Raw genomic sequence first — 14,920 nt, 5'->3', positions numbered from 1 at the left:
CCCCCCCCCCCCCCCCCCCCCCCCCCCCCCCCCCCCCCCCCCCCCCCCCCCCCCCCCCCCCCCCCCCCCCCCCCCCCCCCCCCCCCCCCCGCGGCCGTTCTCCGGGCTCCGAAGCGGCAGGGGCGAGGAGCCGACCGGCGGCATCCGCCGCGTCACTCGCGCCCGTCGCGCGGCGCCGGTTCCAGGCGGAAGAGGCGGATCCGGCGCTCCACCCGCGCCTGGTAACCGGCGTACGGCGGCCAGAAGGCCAGCACCGCCGACCACGCCGACTCCCGCTCCGCCCCCTCCAGCAGCCGCGCCCGCACCGCGATGTCCCGGCCCCGCCAGCTGATCTCCGCGTCCGGGTGCCGCAGCAGGTTCGCGGTCCACGCCGGATGCCCCGGACGGCCGAAGTTGCTGCCGACCAGGATCCAGCCGCCACCCTCCTCCGGCATGCACGCCAGCGGCGTACGGCGCGGCTGCCCGGTCCGCGCGCCCCGGGCCGTGAGGATCACCCCGGGCAGCATCAGCGCGCTCGGCAGCACCCGGCCGCGGGTGAGCCGGTGGACCGCGCGGTCGAACGCCGGGATGACATGGGGGGCCACCCTGGCGAAGGCCCGGGTGGACGACACCTTCCGCACCAGCCGCACCCCGTAACCGGCCATCAGACCGCCACCTCCGCCGCCCGGGCGGCCGCCGCGGCCACCGCGGCCGACCGGGCGCCGAACAGCCCGCCCCGCTCCGCCGCCCGCGTCCGCAACCGGTGGACGGGACCGAAGAGCAGCTCGTCCGAGGCCGCCCGCTTGAAGGCGAGATGGGCGTCGTGCTCCCAGGTGAAGCCGAGGCCGCCGTGCAGCTGGACGGCCTCGGCCGCCGCCGCCCGCTGCGCCTGAAGCGCCTGGGCGAGCGCCAGCCCGCCCGCGACCGCGGCCTCGCGGCCGTCCGGTCCGTCCGGGGCCGTTGTGCCGCCCGTCGCCCAGGCCGCGTAGTACGCCGCCGAACGGGCCGCCTGGACCTTCACATACACATCCGCCAGCCGGTGTTTGACCGCCTGGAAGGAGCCGACCGGGCGGCCGAACTGCTCCCGCTCCCGTACATAGGCGACCGTGCGCGTCAGCGCCGCGTCGGCCACGCCCACGGCCTCGGCCGCGAGGTGGGCGGCGGCCGTCGCGCCGAGGCGGACCAGCCCGTCCGCCACCTGCCCCGCCCCGCCGTCCGCGTCGCCGTTCGCGGTACCGACCGCGCCCCGGCCGGGGTCCTCGCCGAGTGGTTCCGCCACCACGTTCCGCAGCTCGATCCGGGCCTGCGGCCGTGTCTCGTCCAGTGCGGTCAGCCGGGTGCGGGTGAGTCCGGCCGCGTCGCCCGGGACCACGAACAGCAGGGTCCGGCCGCGCGTATAGCCCCCGGTGCGGGCGGCGACCAGCAGCACCCCGGCGCTGTGGCCGTCGAGCACCTGGTCCACCTGCCCGTACAGCCGCCAGCCCGTCCCGGCGTCGTGGCGCGCCTGCACCCCGCCCGCGCGCCCGCCGCCCGCCCAGCCGTTCCGCGCTCCACCGGCGGTCTGCGCGGGCGCACCGGTCAGCCCGAGCGCCTCCGGCAGCGCACCGCCCGGTACCGCGAGCGCCGCGGTCAGTTCCCCGGCCGCGATCCCCGGCAGCAGCGCGGCGCGCTGGGCCCCGGTGCCGAGCCGGGCGATGAGCGGCGCCCCGAGCACGGCGGTGGCCAGCAGGGGCGACGGAAGCAGGGCCCGTCCCGCCTCCTCGCAGACCAGGGCCTGTTCGACGGCTCCGCAACCGGCGCCGCCGTACGCCTCGGGCAGCGCCAGTCCGGGCAGGCCGAGCTGCCGGGCGAGCAGCCGCCACAGCACGGCGTCATGGCCGGGCGCGGTGCGGACCGCCGCCTTGACCGCGTCCGTATCGCACCGCTCCCGCAGCAGTTCGCGCACGGTGCGGCGGATCTGGTCCTGTTCCTCGGTGAACGCGGCGTCCATCGGCGAGCCCTCCGTCTCCGACCGGCTCCGTTTCTGACGAGGCGTCATATTAGGGAGAGGGCGCACACTTTCCCAGCCCTTCCGCCCGAGCAGCCTCCGCCCATGAGGCCCGGCCACCGCCCCACCCGACCCGTACCGGCCTGCCGCGCCCGCGTATATCTGATGTACCGTCAGATATATGTCCGCAGCGAAGCGCACCCGCAAGGTTGCCGTCGTCGGCGTCTCCCTCTCCGACTGCGGCCGTGTCGACACGGCCACCCCCTACGCGCTGCACGCCCAGGCCGCGCGCCGGGCGCTCGCCGACTCCGGGCTCGACCGCTCGGTCGTGGACGGCTTCGCCTCGGCCGGACTGGGCACGCTCGCCCCGCTGGAGGTCGCCGAGTACCTGGGGCTCCGTCCCACCTGGACCGACTCGACCGCCGTCGGCGGCGCCACCTGGGAGGTGATGGCGGCGCACGCGGCGGACGCGATCGCCACCGGGCACGCCCGCGCCGTCCTGCTGGTCTACGGCTCCACCGCGCGCGCCGACATCCGCGCGGGACGCCGTACCGCCGACCTCTCCTTCGGCGCCCGCGGCCCCCTCCAGTTCGAGGTGCCCTACGGCCATACGCTCATCGCCAAGTACGCGATGGCCGCCCGTCGCCACATGCATGAGTACGGCACCACTCTCGAGCAGCTCGCGGACATCGCCGTTCAGGCGCGTGCCAACGCCGCCCACAATCCGGATGCGATGTTCCGTGATCCGATCACCGTCGACGACGTCCTGAGCGGGCCGATGATCGCCGACCCGTTCACCAAACTGCACTGCTGCATCCGCTCGGACGGCGGCTGCGCGGTGCTGCTGGTGGGCGAGGAATACGTACCGGACACCGTCCCGCCGCCGGTGTGGGTCCTCGGCTCCGGCACCGCCCTCTCGCACACCACGATGTCGGAGTGGGACGACTTCACGGTCTCCCCCGCGGCGGTCTCGGGGCGCGCGGCCTTCCGGCGGGCGGGGGTGCGGCCGTCGGAGATCGATGTGGCGCAGCTCTACGACGCCTTCACCTATATGACCCTGGTGACCCTGGAGGACCTCGGCTTCTGCGCCAAGGGCGAGGGCGGCGCGTTCGCGGCCAAGGGACGGCTGACCCTCGGCGGTGAGCTGCCCACCAACACCGACGGCGGTGGCCTCTCCGCCTGCCACCCCGGGATGCGAGGACTGTTCCTGCTGGTCGAAGCGGTACGGCAGTTACGCGGTGAGGCGGGCGACCGCCAGGTCCGCGGAGCGGGCGGACGGCTGCCGGAACTGGCCGTGGCGTCCGGGACGGGCGGCTGGTTCTGCTCGTCGGGCACGGTGGTGCTCGGCCGCGGCTGACGGCCCGCCGTGCTTGCCCCGGCCGGATCCGGATGATCGGATGGCCGGGATCACGGGGCGAGCGAGCGTACGCGGAGGCGCGGGCGCGGGAGGCGGAGAACGTCCGATGAGCGGAGCCGAGGAGCGGCGCCCCGGGGCGCCTGGGGCGGGTACGGCCGGTGAGTCCGGCCTGCCGGAGGAAGCCGGTGTGCCCGAGGAGCCGGGCGAGACCGACGCCTCGTTCCGGGAGCTGCTGGGCGGGCTCCGCGTACGCCACGGCGGCGAACTGCCCGTCTTCACCCCGGAGCAGGCCCCGGACACCCCGCTCCCGCTGTTCCGGCGCTGGCTGCGCGAGGCCGCGGTGTCGGGCGAACCGGCACCGCACACCATGGTGCTGGCCACCGCCGGTGCGGACGGCCACCCGTCGCAGCGTGTCGTGATGCTGCGCGGAGCCGACGCCCGCGGCTGGCACTTCGGCACCCACCGCACCAGCCGTAAGGGCCGGGAGCTGGCCGAGCGCCCGTACGCCTCGCTCGCGTTCCACTGGCCGCACACCGGCCGTCAGGTGCGGATCGGCGGCCGGGTGCACGAGGCCGGGGCCGAGGAGAGCGCGGCGGATCTGCGCGGCCGGTCCCCCGCCGCGCTCGCGGCCGCGCTGGCCGGTGCCGGGCGTCAGAGCGAGGTGCTGGAAGCGCGCGAGGAGCTGGTGCACGCTTTCGAGGCGGCGTACGAGCGGGCGGAACGGGAGCCGGACGCCCCCGCGCCCAGCTGGACCCTGTACGCCCTGGAGCCGGACGAGGTGGAGTTCTACCAGGAGGAAGCGCGACGGCGGCACGTACGGCTGCGCTACCGGCGCGCACCGGAGGCGTCCGGCGGCTGGCGCCGGGAGCTGCTCTGGCCCTGAGCCCCGCCCGTTGCTCACGCCTTGGGGTCACCGCGGCCGCCCTTGGGGTCACCGCGGTTCGTCGACGGCCAGCCGGGCGTGCAGATGGACATCTCGGGGCGTCCCGCCCCGGTCGAAGCGCGCCTGGCGCATCACGCCCTCGGCCGCGTATCCGCAGCGGAGACCGACCCGGCAGGACGCCTCGTTGCCGATGTCGTGCCGGAGTTCCAGCCGGTGCAGCCCGAGCTCCCGGAAAGCCCAGCCGGTGACGGCCCGGAGGGCGCGGGAGGCGATCCCGCGGTCGCGGGCCTCGGGCAGCACCCAGTAGCCGACGCGGCCGCTGCGGTCGCCGTAGTCGATCAGCCCGACGGAGACATGGCCGCGGATCTCGGCGTCCTCCAGGACGGCGAAGGACGCCATGTCGCCGCGGCGCCAGCCGTCTGCCCGGCCGTGGGTCCAGAGGTGGACGTCCTCCTCGTCGTCGACGAGGGCCACCGGGGTGTTCCAGCGGCGGAAGTCGGGGTCGGTCAGTCCGCGCAGGGCGGCACGGCGGTCCGCCGGGGTGTCCTCCCACGGGCGCAGCCGCAGTCCGGGGGCCTGGAGCTCGACCGGTCTCAGCACCCGGTCATTCAAGCAGCGGGCGGAAGACGGGAACAGCCGGTGTCGAGCCGTCCCGCGGGGCACGGAAGGCGGCGCGCAGCGGCATCCCGACGCGCAGCCCGGCCCCATGGTGCGGTGCGCAGGTGGGACCGGCGACCACTTCGGTCATCATCCGCGGCCCTTCGGCGAGATCGACGACGGCGGCGGTGTACGGGACGCGCCCGCCGAACGGGGGCAGGTCGTTCCGGTGCACCACGGACCAGGTGTAGAGGGTCGCGGCACCGCTCGCCTCCTCCCAGGCGACGTTCTCGCTCCAGCAGTGCGGGCAGAACTCGCGGGGGTAGTGGTGGGCGCGTCCACAGGCCGCGCAGCGGCGGATCAGCAACCGGCCCCCGGCCGCGGCGTCCCAGTAGGGGCGGGTGAAGGCGTCGGGCTCGGGCACGTCGAAGCGCGGGGCCCCGCCGGTGTGCCCGGCGCCGGATCCGGTGGATGCACCGGCGCTCACAGGAACAGCCCCCATGTCTCGTCCAGCGACCAGGTCTGCCAGCTCATCGCGGCCAGTGCCACCAGGGAGATCAGCATCATCATGGCGTTCTGCCCCTGTTCGGCCCAGTCGTGGATCATGAGCAGGAAGTAGAGCAGGTTGAGGAGCAGCCCGCCGATCAGGGCGACGGGGGTCAGCAGACCGAGGACCAGCCCTAGCCCGAGGGCCAGTTCGGCGTGGACCACCACATACGCCATGGTCCTGGGCCGCGGCGCGACGACGGTGTCGAACCCGCGCCGGACGAACGCCCAGCGGTGCTCGTCCGCGACCCCCTTCGCCCAGGCGATTCCGCTGCCGCGCCGGAACCAGCTCGCCTTGTCCTTGTGCCGCCAGCTCTCCAGCCACCACAGCCCGAGTCCGATGCGCAGCACGGCCAGCCATTCGGGGCCGCTGAGCCAGATCGTCCGCATGGTGTGCCCACCTCCTGCCCGGCTGATCACCATCCGTTTCTGACGGTACGTCAGTTTCATGGGACGGACGGGATGTGCGCAAGGGGTAGGGAGTGCGGTACGGGCCGTGACCTTTCCGCAATCGATTCGGAATCGGTTTGACCGAAACCCGTCAAAAAATGCCGACTACGCTCGCCCGCATGGCAGTCGACAGTTCCTCTCCGAAGTCCTCACCCGTGTATGTGATCGGCGGTGGACCCGGCGGCCTCGCCACCGCCGCCACGCTGCGCGAGCGCGGGATCCACGCGGTGGTCCTGGAGAAGTCCGACACGGTCGCCACCTCCTGGCGCAACCACTACGACCGGCTGCATCTGCACACCACCCGTCGACTGTCCGCACTCCCCGGACTGGCGATGCCGCGCGCGTTCGGGCGGTGGGTCACCCGGGACAACATGGTCCGGTATCTGGAGCGCTACGCCGAACACCACCGGCTGGAGGTCGTCACCGGGGTCGAGGTCTCCCGGATCGAGCGGACGGCGGACAACACGGAGTGGCTGCTCCGGGCCACCGGCGGACGGGTGCTGACCTCGCCGGTGGTCGTGGTCGCCACCGGCTTCAACCACACCCCGCGACTGCCGGACTGGCCGGGCCGTGACACCTACACCGGCGAACTGCTGCACGCCGGGCACTACCGCAACGCCCGCCCCTACGCGGGCAAGGACGTCCTGGTGGTCGGTGTCGGCAACACCGGCGCGGAGATCGCGGTCGACCTGGTCGAGGGCGGCGCGGAACGGGTGCGGCTCGCGGTCCGCACCCCGCCGCACATCCTGCGCCGCTCGACGGCGGGCTGGCCCGCGCAGCGCACCGGCATCCTGGTGCGGCGGCTGCCGCGGCCACTGGTGGACCGGGCGGCCCGGGTGATGTGCCGGGTGAGCATGCCGGACCTCACCGAACGCGGACTGCCCTGGCCGGAGACCGGGCTCTACACCCGGGTACGGCAGGGGGCCATCCCGGTGCAGGACGTGGGGCTCGTCGACGCGGTGCGGACGGGCCGGGTGGAGGTGGTCGCGGCGGTCGACTCCTTCGACCAGGACAAGGTGGTGCTGGCGGACGGCAGCCGGATCAGCCCGGAGGTCGTCGTCGCGGCGACCGGCTACCGGCGCGGACTGGAGGAGCTGGTCGGCCATCTGGGCGTGCTCGACGCCCGCGGCCGGCCCCTCAGCCACGGCCGGCGCACCCTGAAGGCCACCCCGGGACTGCACTTCACCGGTTACACCAATCCGATCAGCGGCATGCTGCGGGAACTGGCCATCGACGCCCGCAAGATCGCGAAGACGATAGCCCGCTCCACCTCCTGACCACCTCCGTTCCCCGCGTCGAGCACCCCGCACCGGGGCCCGACCGCCCGCCGCACCGCGCGGCCCGGCCAACGCCGGGCCGTCACGGTGCGTGTTCTCCGCGCATCGAGCATTCCTGACAGGCTCTCGTTTCAGTAGCCTGAACTAGGCAGTAATTTGACTGGGCGTCAGATCTGTGACTATTGGCCATCGAGCAGGAGTGGCGGACACCGATGCTTGGATCGACTCACGGCACCCTCACCACCAACTCCCGTCACGCCCGAGCCGTCGCCTGCGGACGGGCTCCCGGCCCCACCGTCCACGTCCACACCGGCGCCGCGGGGGCCGGGAGCGCCGAGGAGGCGGTGGACCGGGACGTCAGCGGCCGCCCGCTGCACGCCGCCGTCCCCGACCTGGACCGGTTCTTCCGCCCCGAGTCGATGGCGCTCATCGGCGCGTCCGACGCCGAGGGCCGCCCCAACACCGGAATCACCCGGCAGCTCGTGGCCTGGGCCGAACGCGTCGGCGCCCGGCTGCACCCCGTCCATCCCTCCCGTCCGTCCGTCTTCGGCATTCCCTGCGTCCCCTCCGTGGCCGACCTGTCCGAACCGGTCGACCTCGCCGTCCTGCTGGTCCGCGATCCCCTCCCGGTCATCGAGGAACTGGCCGGGGCCAAGGTGAGGTTCGCCGTCGTCTTCGCCTCCGGTTTCGCCGAGACCGGGCCCGAGGGCGCCGCCGCCCAGGAGCGGCTGGCCACCGCGGCCCGCCACGCCGGACTGCGACTGCTGGGGCCCAACACCAACCTCAACGCCTTCGAGGAGTTCCGCGAGGACCTGGACGGACCCGCCATCGCCCTGATCACCCAGTCCGGCCACCAGGGCCGCCCCGTCTTCACCCTCCAGGAACTCGGCATCCGGCTCAGCCACTGGGCCCCGACCGGCAACGAAGCGGACCTGGAGTCGGCCGACTTCATCTCCTACTTCGCCACCCGGCCCGAGGTCGGCGCCATCGCCCTGTACGCGGAGGGGCTCAAGGACGGCCGCGGCTTCCTGCTGGCCGCCGACCGGGCCGCCCGCGCCAAGGTTCCCGTGGTCGCCGTGAAGGTGGGCCGGACCGAGACCGGCGCCCGGACCGCCGCCTCCCACACCGGCAAGCTCACCGGCGCGGACGCGGTGGTGGACGCGGCCATGCGGCAGTACGGCGTGATCCGGGTGGACGGTCTGGACGAACTCCAGGACACCGCCGCCTTACTGGCCCGGGCCCGGCCCCCGCGCGCCGAGGGCGTGGTGGTGTATTCGATCTCCGGGGGCACCGGGGCCCACTTCGCCGATCTGGCCACCGCGGCCGGACTGCCCCTGCCCGCCCTCTCCGCCGAGAAGCAGACCGAACTCCACCAGTGGATACCCGCCGACCTCAACGTGGCCAACCCGGTGGACAACGGCGGCCATCCGGTCGGCGACTGGCGCGGCCGGAAGATCATCGACGCGATCCTCGCCGATCCGTCCGTGGGGGTGCTGATCTGTCCGATCACCGGCCCCTTCCCGCCCATGAGCGACCGGCTCGCCCAGGACCTGGTGGCCGCGGCCGAGCAGACCGACAAACTGGTGTGCGTGATCTGGGGCTCGCCCGTGGGCACCGAGGACGCCTATCGCACCACCCTGCTCGGCTCCTCCCGGGTGGCGACCTTCCGCACCTTCGGCAACTGCGTCACCGCCGTACGCGCCTATCTGGACCACCACCGCTTCACCACCGGCTACCGCTCCCCCTTCGACGACGCCCCGCGCACCCCCTCCCCCGCGGTGCGCAAGGTGCGCGGGCTGATACGGCCCGGAGAGCAGCTGAGCGAGCACGCGGCCAAGCAACTGCTGCGTGCCTACGGCATCCGGGTGCCCCGCGAGCAGCTGGTGACCAGCGCCGCGGCCGCCGTCCGCGCCGCCGGGCTGGTCGGCTACCCGGTCGTGATGAAGGCGTCCGCCCCGCAACTCGCCCATAAGACCGAACTCGGGCTGGTGAGGCTGGGGCTGACCTCCGCCAGCCAGGTCCGTGACACCTATCGCGAGCTGACCGACATCGCCCGCTTCGAAGGCGTCGACCTCGACGGCGTCCTGGTCTGCCAGATGGTCGAGCGCGGGGTGGAGATGGTCGTCGGCCTCAGCCACGATCCGCTCTTCGGCCCCACCGTGACCGTCGGTGTAGGGGGTGTGCTCGTCGAGGTCCTGAAGGACACCGCCGTACGCGTCCCTCCGTTCGGCGAGGACCACGCCCGCGCGATGCTCGGTGAACTGCGCGGCCGCGGCCTCCTCGACGGTGTGCGCGGCGCTCCCCCCTCCGATGTGGACGCCCTGGTCGAGGTGGTGCTGCGGGTCCAGCGCATGGCCCTGGAACTCGGCGACGACCTCGCAGAACTCGAGGTGAACCCGCTGATGGTGCTGGAACGCGGCCAGGGCGCGGTGGCGCTGGACGCGCTCGCGATCTGCCGCTGAACCCCCCGGTCCCGTCGGCCCCACGGGCGGTCCCGCCGGTCCCATGGGCGCGGTGCGCCCGCACGGCCCGGTGGCGCCGGTCCACCCCACCGCACCCGTCCACCCCGCCGAGCACACCGATGTCCGGAGCTTCCCCATGATGTCTCCCTCCCCCGAAGACTCCCTCGACTCCGTTCTACGGCACGCCACTGACAACGGCGTCTCGTGGATCACCCTGAACCGTCCGGCCGCGCTGAACGCCATCACCCCTGACCAGCGGGAACGACTGATCTCCCTGTTCGAGGGCGCCTCGGGCGACCCGGCGGTCCGGGCGGTCGTGCTCACCGCCACCGGCAAGGGCTTCTGCGCGGGCGCCGATCTGCGCGGTCCGTCGGCGAACGGACCGCGGGGCGAGCGGATCCCGGGTGATGTGGCCCGGCTGATCCGGTCGGGGGCGCAACGGCTGATCGCCTCGGTGCTCGACTGCGAGAAGCCGGTCATCGCCGCCGTGAACGGTACGGCGGCGGGGCTCGGCGCCCATCTGGCGCTCGCCTGCGATCTGGTGCTGGCGGCCGAATCGGCCACGTTCATCGAGGTGTTCGTCCGCCGTGGCCTGGTCCCCGACGGCGGCGGAACCTATCTGCTGCCCCGGCTGACCGGACCGCAGCGGGCGAAGGAGCTGCTGTTCTTCGGCGACCGGCTGCCCGCCGCGGAGGCCGAACGGCTCGGCCTGGTCAACCGGGTGGTCCCGGACGCCGAGCTGGCCGCCACCGCCCGTTCCTGGGCCGAGCGGCTGGCCGCCGGACCCACCCGCGCCATCGCCCTCACCAAGGCGCTGGTGAACGCCTCGCTCGACGCGTGCCGGGCCACCGCGTTCGCCGCCGAGGCGACCGCCCAGGAGATCAACATGACGACGGACGACGCGAACGAGGGCGTCCGCGCGTTCACCGAACGCCGCACCCCCGACTACCGGGGCCGCTAGGCCGTGTCCTGGCGCCGCCGGTCCCGGTGAGCGGCGGTCCCGGTGGCGCCGGTCCCGGTGGCGCCGGTCCCGGTGAGCGGGCGCTTCATATCCCTTCCGATCTGATGCTCCATCAGATTCAATGGAACACATGATGGGACATGCCGGTATGGCCGCCACCGCCGTCCGCTACCTGCGCGCGGTCGGCTCACCGACGTCGGCTCCCCGCACGGTGGACCCGCTGCCCCCGCCCGAACTGCGCTGCATCGGGGCGGATGAGCGCCTTCCGTTCGGTCCTGCCGAATTCCGCCGGGTGCTGGGTCACTTCGCGAGCGGTGTCACCGTGATCACGACGACCGACGAGGACGGTCCGACGGGCTTCGCCTGCCAGTCGTTCACCTCGCTGTCCCTGGCCCCACCGCTGATCGCCTTCATGGTCGCGCGCACCTCCACCACCTGGCCGAGGATCGCCCGCGCCGGGGTCTTCTGCGTCAACGTCCTGGGCGCGGACCAGGGCGAGCTGTGCCGGGGCTTCGCGGTGAGCTCGTCCGTCCGGCCGGACAAGTTCGCGGGCGTCGCCCATGAACCGTCCCCGGCCACCGGTTCGCCCCGGCTCACCGGCGTTCCGGCGTGGATCGACTGCGCGGTGCACACCGTGCACACCGGTGGCGACCACCTGGTCGTCGTCGGCCGGGTGGGCGCGCTGGGCACGGACGACGCGGCGGCGCGGACGGGTCCGCTGCTGTTCCACCGGGGCGGGTTCGGGGCGTTCACCCCGGCGTCGTAGCGCCCCGGGCACCCTTCGGGGACGACGGCCCGCGCGCGCAGCGCCGTCAGCCGTCAGCCCAGCCATCAGCCGGCGGACGGCACCGGCTCGGCGGCGGCCGGCGCGGACCGCCGGATCACCAGCGCCATCAGGGCCGCCACCGCGCACAGCGCCCCCGAGCCGTACCAGACGAGATCGTAGGAGCCGAACGCGTCCCGCGCCGCGCCGCCGAGGAAGGCCACCAGCCCCGCCCCCACCTGGTGGGAGGCCAGCACCCAGCCGAAGACGATCGCGCTGTCCTCGCCGTACCGCTCCCGGCACAGGGCCATGGTCGGCGGCACGGTGGCGACCCAGTCGAGTCCGTAGAAGACGATGAAGAAGATCATCGGTGGATGCACCGCGTCGGCCAGCAGGATCGGCAGGAACATCAGGGAGACCCCGCGCAGCGCGTAGTAGACGGCCAGCAGCCGCCGTGCGTCGAAGCGGTCGGTGAACCAGCCGGACGCCACCGTCCCCAGGATGTCGAAGACCCCGATGACGGCGAGCAGGGTCGCGGCGGTCGGCACCGGCATCCCGTGGTCGTGCGCCGCCGGGACGAAGTGGGTCTTGACCAGACCGTTGGTCGAGGCCCCGCAGATCGCGAAGGTCCCGGCGAGCAGCCAGAAGGTGCCGCCGCGGGCCGCGGAGACGAGCGCGCTGACCGCGCGCCGGGCCGCGCCCCGCCGCGGCTCGGGCCGCGGGGCGGGCGGCCCCTGGGCGCCGTAGGCCGGGAGTCCCACGTCCGAGGGGTAGTCGCGCAGGAGCAGCCAGACCAGCGGCACGATGGCGAGCGCGGCGAGCGCGACGGTCACGGCGGCCGGACGCCAGCTGTGGTGTTCCACGATCCAGGAGAGCAGCGGCAGGAAGACCAGCTGGCCGGAGGCCCCGCCCGCGGTGAGGATGCCGGTCACCAGTCCGCGCCGGGCGACGAACCACCGGTTGGTGACGGTCGCGGCGAACGCGAGCGCCATGGAGCCGCTGCCGAGGCCCACCAGCACGCCCCAGCAGAGGACGAGCTGCCAGGGGGCGGTCATGAAGACCGTCAGCCCGCCGCCCGCGGCGATCACGAGCAGGGCGGCGGCGACGACCTTGCGGACGCCGAAGCGATCCATCAGGGCCGCCGCGAACGGCGCGGTGAGCCCGTAGAGGGCGAGATTGACGGAGACCGCGAAGCCGATGGTGCCGCGTGACCAGCCGTACTCCTCATGGAGCGGCTCGATCAGCAGACCCGGCAGCGAGGCGAACCCGGCCGCCCCGATGATCGTCACGAAGGTGACGGCGGCGACCAGCCAGGCCCGGTGCGGGGTGCGGAACGGGAGCCGTCCGCGGGGCGCCCGCCGCGAGGCCTCCGCGGGCCGCGGCTCATGCTGCTCTGAGGCTCGGGGGAGTCCGGTTGTCTGCGTCACCCGAACAGGATCGGCGGGGCGGCCGCGGCGAGCGAGTGGCCCGTGGGACAGCATTCGCTAGGATCGGGCCAGAGCCATGGCCCGTCATGGCCCGTGATGTGACCGTTCGCTCAGGAGGTGGCGGATGTCCCGGCCGGAGTCGACCGAACGGCGCCACCGCGTGGTGGTGCTCGCCCTGCACGGGGTGATCCCCTTCGAACTCGGCATCCCCTACCGGATCTTCGGCAGGGCCCGCTCCCCCGAGGGTCTCCCCCTCTACGACGTGCTGACCTGTACCCCCGAGCCCGGTGCGGTGCAGACCGATGCCGACTTCCCGATCACCGTGGAACGGGGACCGGAGGCCCTGGCCGGGGCCGACACCATCGTGGTGCCCGCCTCACTCGAGCTCGGTCCGGTGATGGAGGAGGGCAGGCTGCCCGCACCGCTCGCCGAGGCGCTCACCCATGCCCGGCCCGGTGTCCGCTGGGTGTCCATCTGCACGGGCTCGTACGTGCTCGCGGCGGCCGGTCTGCTCGACGGCCGTCCGGCCACCACCCACTGGCACAACACCGACCACTTCCAGCAGCTCTTCCCCGACGTCGCGGTCGACCCGGACGTGCTCTTCGTGGACGACGGCGACGTGCTCACCTCGGCCGGTGTCGCCTCCGGTGTGGATCTGTGCCTGCACATCGTGCGCCGCGACCACGGTACGGCCGTGGCCAACGACGTCGCCCGGCGCAGCCTGGTGCCGCCGCACCGCGACGGCGGTCAGGCGCAGTACATCCGCCGTCCGCTCCCCGAGCCCCAGCAGGCCACCACGACGGCGGCACGCGCCTGGGCGCTGGGCCGTCTGGACCGTGCGCTCACGCTGCGCGAGCTGGCCGCCCAGGAGGCGATGAGCGTACGGACCTTCACCCGGCGCTTCCGTGAGGAGACCGGGGTCAGCCCCGGCCAGTGGCTCGTGGCGCAGCGGGTCGAGCGTGCGCGGCAGTTGCTGGAGGACACCGATCTGTCCGTGGACCGGATCGCGCGGGACGCGGGCTTCGGCACGCCCGCGTCGCTGCGCCAGCACCTCCAGACGGCGCTGGGGGTCTCGCCGACGGTCTACCGGCGCACGTTCCGCACCGGGGGCGCGGCCGTCGTCCCCGGTGGCGGGACGCCTGATGACTCCCGTGACGGGCGCGTCAGAAGGTGAGCACGGCCCGTGCCACCCGCCCGTGGTGGGCGTCGTCGGCGGCCTTGGCGAAGTCCTCCACCGGATAGCTGCGGGTGATCAGTTCGTCCAGCAGCAGTCTGCCCCGCCGGTAGAGGTCGGCGTAGAGGGCGATGTCGCGCTGGGGGCGGGAGGACCCGTAGCGGCAGCCGAGGATGGACTTGTCCAGGTAGAGCGAGGAGACCTGGAAGGACGCCTCGGCGTCGGCGGGCGGAACGCCGAGCAGCACCGCCTGGCCGTTGCGGTCGAGCAGGTCGACGGCCTGCCGGATGAGCTGGGTGGAGCCGACGCATTCGAAGACGTGGTCCGCGCCGGCCGGCAGGACCTCCCGGGCCGCCTCGGCGGAGGGGACGAAGTGGGTCGCGCCGAAGTACCGGGCCAGGGGCTCCTTGGCGGGGTTGGAGTCGACGGCCACCACGGTCGAGGCCGCGGCGATCCGGGCCCCCTGGAGCACATTGAGACCGATCCCCCCGGCACCGATGACCACGACGGACTCCCCGCGGTCCACCCGGGCGCGGTTGAGCACGGCGCCGACACCGGTGAGCACGCCACAGCCGATGAGGGCGGCCGAGGTGAGCGGGATCTGCTCGGGGATGTTCACCGCCTGAACGGCTTTGACCAGAGTGCATTCAGCAAAGGCCGAATTCGAGGCGAAGTTGAACAGGCGCTGCCCGCCGGGGCGGGAGAACGGCCGGGTCGGCCGGCCGATCGCCGCCCGGCACATCGTGGGGCGGCCACGGTCGCAGTCCGGGCAGGTCCCGCAGTTGGCGAGGGTGGAGAGCGCGACGTGGTCGCCGGGGGTCACATGGCCGACGCCGGGCCCCACCGCCTCCACCACCCCGGCCCCCTCGTGGCCGAGGACGACCGGGACGGGAAAGGGGATGGTGCCGTCGATGACCGACAGATCGCTGTGGCAGAGCCCGGCGGCGGCGACACGCACCAGCACCTCACCGGGGCCGGGGTCGCGGACCTCCAGGTCGTCGACGACCCGCGGCTCCGTGCCGTCGAAGACGACGCCTCGCATCCTCATCACACTCCC

14 protein-coding genes are annotated in these 14,920 nt (G+C 73.8%); 7 read left to right on the top strand and 7 right to left on the bottom strand.

Going from position 1 to position 14,920, the window contains the following annotated elements:
* Positions 1-152: 152 nt before the first annotated feature.
* Together AC07FT_RS31580 and AC07FT_RS31575 are read right to left on the bottom strand one after the other, a co-directional pair.
* Positions 153-644: a nitroreductase family deazaflavin-dependent oxidoreductase gene (locus AC07FT_RS31580; protein WP_471203357.1), complete on the bottom strand. Its 492-nt coding sequence runs from the start codon at positions 642-644 to the stop codon at positions 153-155.
* Complete coding sequence (locus AC07FT_RS31575) at positions 644-1,969, bottom strand: acyl-CoA dehydrogenase family protein (RefSeq protein ID WP_479179407.1); 1,326 nt, start codon at positions 1,967-1,969, stop codon at positions 644-646. Before AC07FT_RS31575 ends, AC07FT_RS31580 begins: the two co-directional genes overlap by 1 nt.
* 178 nt (positions 1,970-2,147) lie before the next feature.
* On the opposite strand from AC07FT_RS31575, the gene AC07FT_RS31570 reads away from it, so the two are divergent.
* On the top strand, positions 2,148-3,323 hold the full coding sequence (locus AC07FT_RS31570) for a thiolase C-terminal domain-containing protein (protein WP_479179406.1): 1,176 nt from the start codon (positions 2,148-2,150) through the stop codon (positions 3,321-3,323).
* Between the two features lie 106 nt (positions 3,324-3,429).
* A complete protein-coding gene (locus AC07FT_RS31565) occupies positions 3,430-4,206 on the top strand; it encodes a pyridoxine/pyridoxamine 5'-phosphate oxidase (protein ID WP_479179404.1) in 777 nt (258 codons plus the stop codon).
* Between the two features lie 48 nt (positions 4,207-4,254).
* Here the strand turns inward: AC07FT_RS31565 and AC07FT_RS31560 are convergent, their stop codons facing one another.
* From AC07FT_RS31560 to AC07FT_RS31550, 3 genes are read right to left on the bottom strand one after another with little or no spacing between them, the layout of a single operon-like run.
* Positions 4,255-4,806: a GNAT family N-acetyltransferase gene (locus tag AC07FT_RS31560; RefSeq protein WP_471203365.1), complete on the bottom strand. Its 552-nt coding sequence runs from the start codon at positions 4,804-4,806 to the stop codon at positions 4,255-4,257.
* A gap of 4 nt (positions 4,807-4,810) precedes the next feature.
* A complete protein-coding gene (locus AC07FT_RS31555; protein WP_471203367.1) occupies positions 4,811-5,305 on the bottom strand; it encodes a Zn-ribbon domain-containing OB-fold protein in 495 nt (164 codons plus the stop codon).
* A complete protein-coding gene (locus AC07FT_RS31550) occupies positions 5,287-5,739 on the bottom strand; it encodes a DoxX family protein (protein ID WP_432587071.1) in 453 nt (150 codons plus the stop codon). The genes AC07FT_RS31555 and AC07FT_RS31550 overlap by 19 nt, the downstream gene beginning before the upstream one ends.
* A 179-nt stretch (positions 5,740-5,918) precedes the next feature.
* Between AC07FT_RS31550 and AC07FT_RS31545 the strand changes: the two genes are divergently transcribed.
* The 4 genes from AC07FT_RS31545 to AC07FT_RS31530 all read left to right on the top strand — a co-directional run bounded on the left by AC07FT_RS31545 (position 5,919) and on the right by AC07FT_RS31530 (position 11,265).
* Positions 5,919-7,076, top strand: coding sequence for a flavin-containing monooxygenase (locus AC07FT_RS31545; RefSeq protein ID WP_479179402.1), 1,158 nt, complete (start codon positions 5,919-5,921; stop codon positions 7,074-7,076).
* A 212-nt stretch (positions 7,077-7,288) separates the two neighbouring features.
* Complete coding sequence (locus tag AC07FT_RS31540; protein ID WP_479179401.1) at positions 7,289-9,538, top strand: acetate--CoA ligase family protein; 2,250 nt, start codon at positions 7,289-7,291, stop codon at positions 9,536-9,538.
* 136 nt (positions 9,539-9,674) lie between these two features.
* A complete protein-coding gene (locus tag AC07FT_RS31535) occupies positions 9,675-10,499 on the top strand; it encodes an enoyl-CoA hydratase/isomerase family protein (RefSeq protein ID WP_479179411.1) in 825 nt (274 codons plus the stop codon).
* A 121-nt stretch (positions 10,500-10,620) separates the two neighbouring features.
* Complete coding sequence (locus tag AC07FT_RS31530) at positions 10,621-11,265, top strand: flavin reductase family protein (RefSeq protein ID WP_471203373.1); 645 nt, start codon at positions 10,621-10,623, stop codon at positions 11,263-11,265.
* Positions 11,266-11,330: 65 nt separating this feature from the next.
* Here AC07FT_RS31530 and AC07FT_RS31525 read toward each other — a convergent pair whose 3' ends face one another.
* Complete coding sequence (locus tag AC07FT_RS31525; protein WP_479179399.1) at positions 11,331-12,689, bottom strand: MFS transporter; 1,359 nt, start codon at positions 12,687-12,689, stop codon at positions 11,331-11,333.
* A gap of 124 nt (positions 12,690-12,813) precedes the next feature.
* On the opposite strand from AC07FT_RS31525, the gene AC07FT_RS31520 reads away from it, so the two are divergent.
* The gene (locus tag AC07FT_RS31520; RefSeq protein ID WP_479179398.1) at positions 12,814-13,863 is read left to right on the top strand and encodes a GlxA family transcriptional regulator; all 1,050 of its coding nucleotides are present in this window, start codon (positions 12,814-12,816) and stop codon (positions 13,861-13,863) included.
* Here AC07FT_RS31520 and AC07FT_RS31515 read toward each other — a convergent pair.
* Entirely contained in the window at positions 13,853-14,905 is a 1,053-nt protein-coding gene (locus AC07FT_RS31515) for a Zn-dependent alcohol dehydrogenase (RefSeq protein ID WP_479179409.1), read from the bottom strand. The two genes, AC07FT_RS31520 and AC07FT_RS31515, sit on opposite strands and share 11 nt — an antisense overlap.
* Between the last annotated feature and the right edge of the window lie 15 nt (positions 14,906-14,920).

The sequence above is a fragment of the Streptomyces sp. NPDC045899 genome (assembly GCF_056431485.1).
The sequence above is the reverse complement of the archived record's forward strand: the minus strand, read 5'-3'. Positions and strand labels throughout refer to the sequence as shown.

What these genes read in the sequence shown, in the direction of transcription:
- AC07FT_RS31535 (WP_479179411.1), top strand. Translation starts at nt 9,675, where the DNA reads ATGATGTCTCCCTCCCCCGAAGACTCCCTCGACTCCGTTCTACGGCAC.
- AC07FT_RS31580 (WP_471203357.1), bottom strand. Translation starts at nt 644, where the DNA reads ATGGCCGGTTACGGGGTGCGGCTGGTGCGGAAGGTGTCGTCCACCCGG.
- AC07FT_RS31565 (WP_479179404.1), top strand. Translation starts at nt 3,430, where the DNA reads ATGAGCGGAGCCGAGGAGCGGCGCCCCGGGGCGCCTGGGGCGGGTACG.
- AC07FT_RS31540 (WP_479179401.1), top strand. Translation starts at nt 7,289, where the DNA reads ATGCTTGGATCGACTCACGGCACCCTCACCACCAACTCCCGTCACGCC.
- AC07FT_RS31550 (WP_432587071.1), bottom strand. Translation starts at nt 5,739, where the DNA reads ATGCGGACGATCTGGCTCAGCGGCCCCGAATGGCTGGCCGTGCTGCGC.
- AC07FT_RS31530 (WP_471203373.1), top strand. Translation starts at nt 10,621, where the DNA reads ATGGAACACATGATGGGACATGCCGGTATGGCCGCCACCGCCGTCCGC.
- AC07FT_RS31575 (WP_479179407.1), bottom strand. Translation starts at nt 1,969, where the DNA reads ATGGACGCCGCGTTCACCGAGGAACAGGACCAGATCCGCCGCACCGTG.
- AC07FT_RS31570 (WP_479179406.1), top strand. Translation starts at nt 2,148, where the DNA reads ATGTCCGCAGCGAAGCGCACCCGCAAGGTTGCCGTCGTCGGCGTCTCC.
- AC07FT_RS31515 (WP_479179409.1), bottom strand. Translation starts at nt 14,905, where the DNA reads ATGCGAGGCGTCGTCTTCGACGGCACGGAGCCGCGGGTCGTCGACGAC.
- AC07FT_RS31555 (WP_471203367.1), bottom strand. Translation starts at nt 5,305, where the DNA reads ATGGGGGCTGTTCCTGTGAGCGCCGGTGCATCCACCGGATCCGGCGCC.
- AC07FT_RS31545 (WP_479179402.1), top strand. Translation starts at nt 5,919, where the DNA reads ATGGCAGTCGACAGTTCCTCTCCGAAGTCCTCACCCGTGTATGTGATC.
- AC07FT_RS31520 (WP_479179398.1), top strand. Translation starts at nt 12,814, where the DNA reads ATGTCCCGGCCGGAGTCGACCGAACGGCGCCACCGCGTGGTGGTGCTC.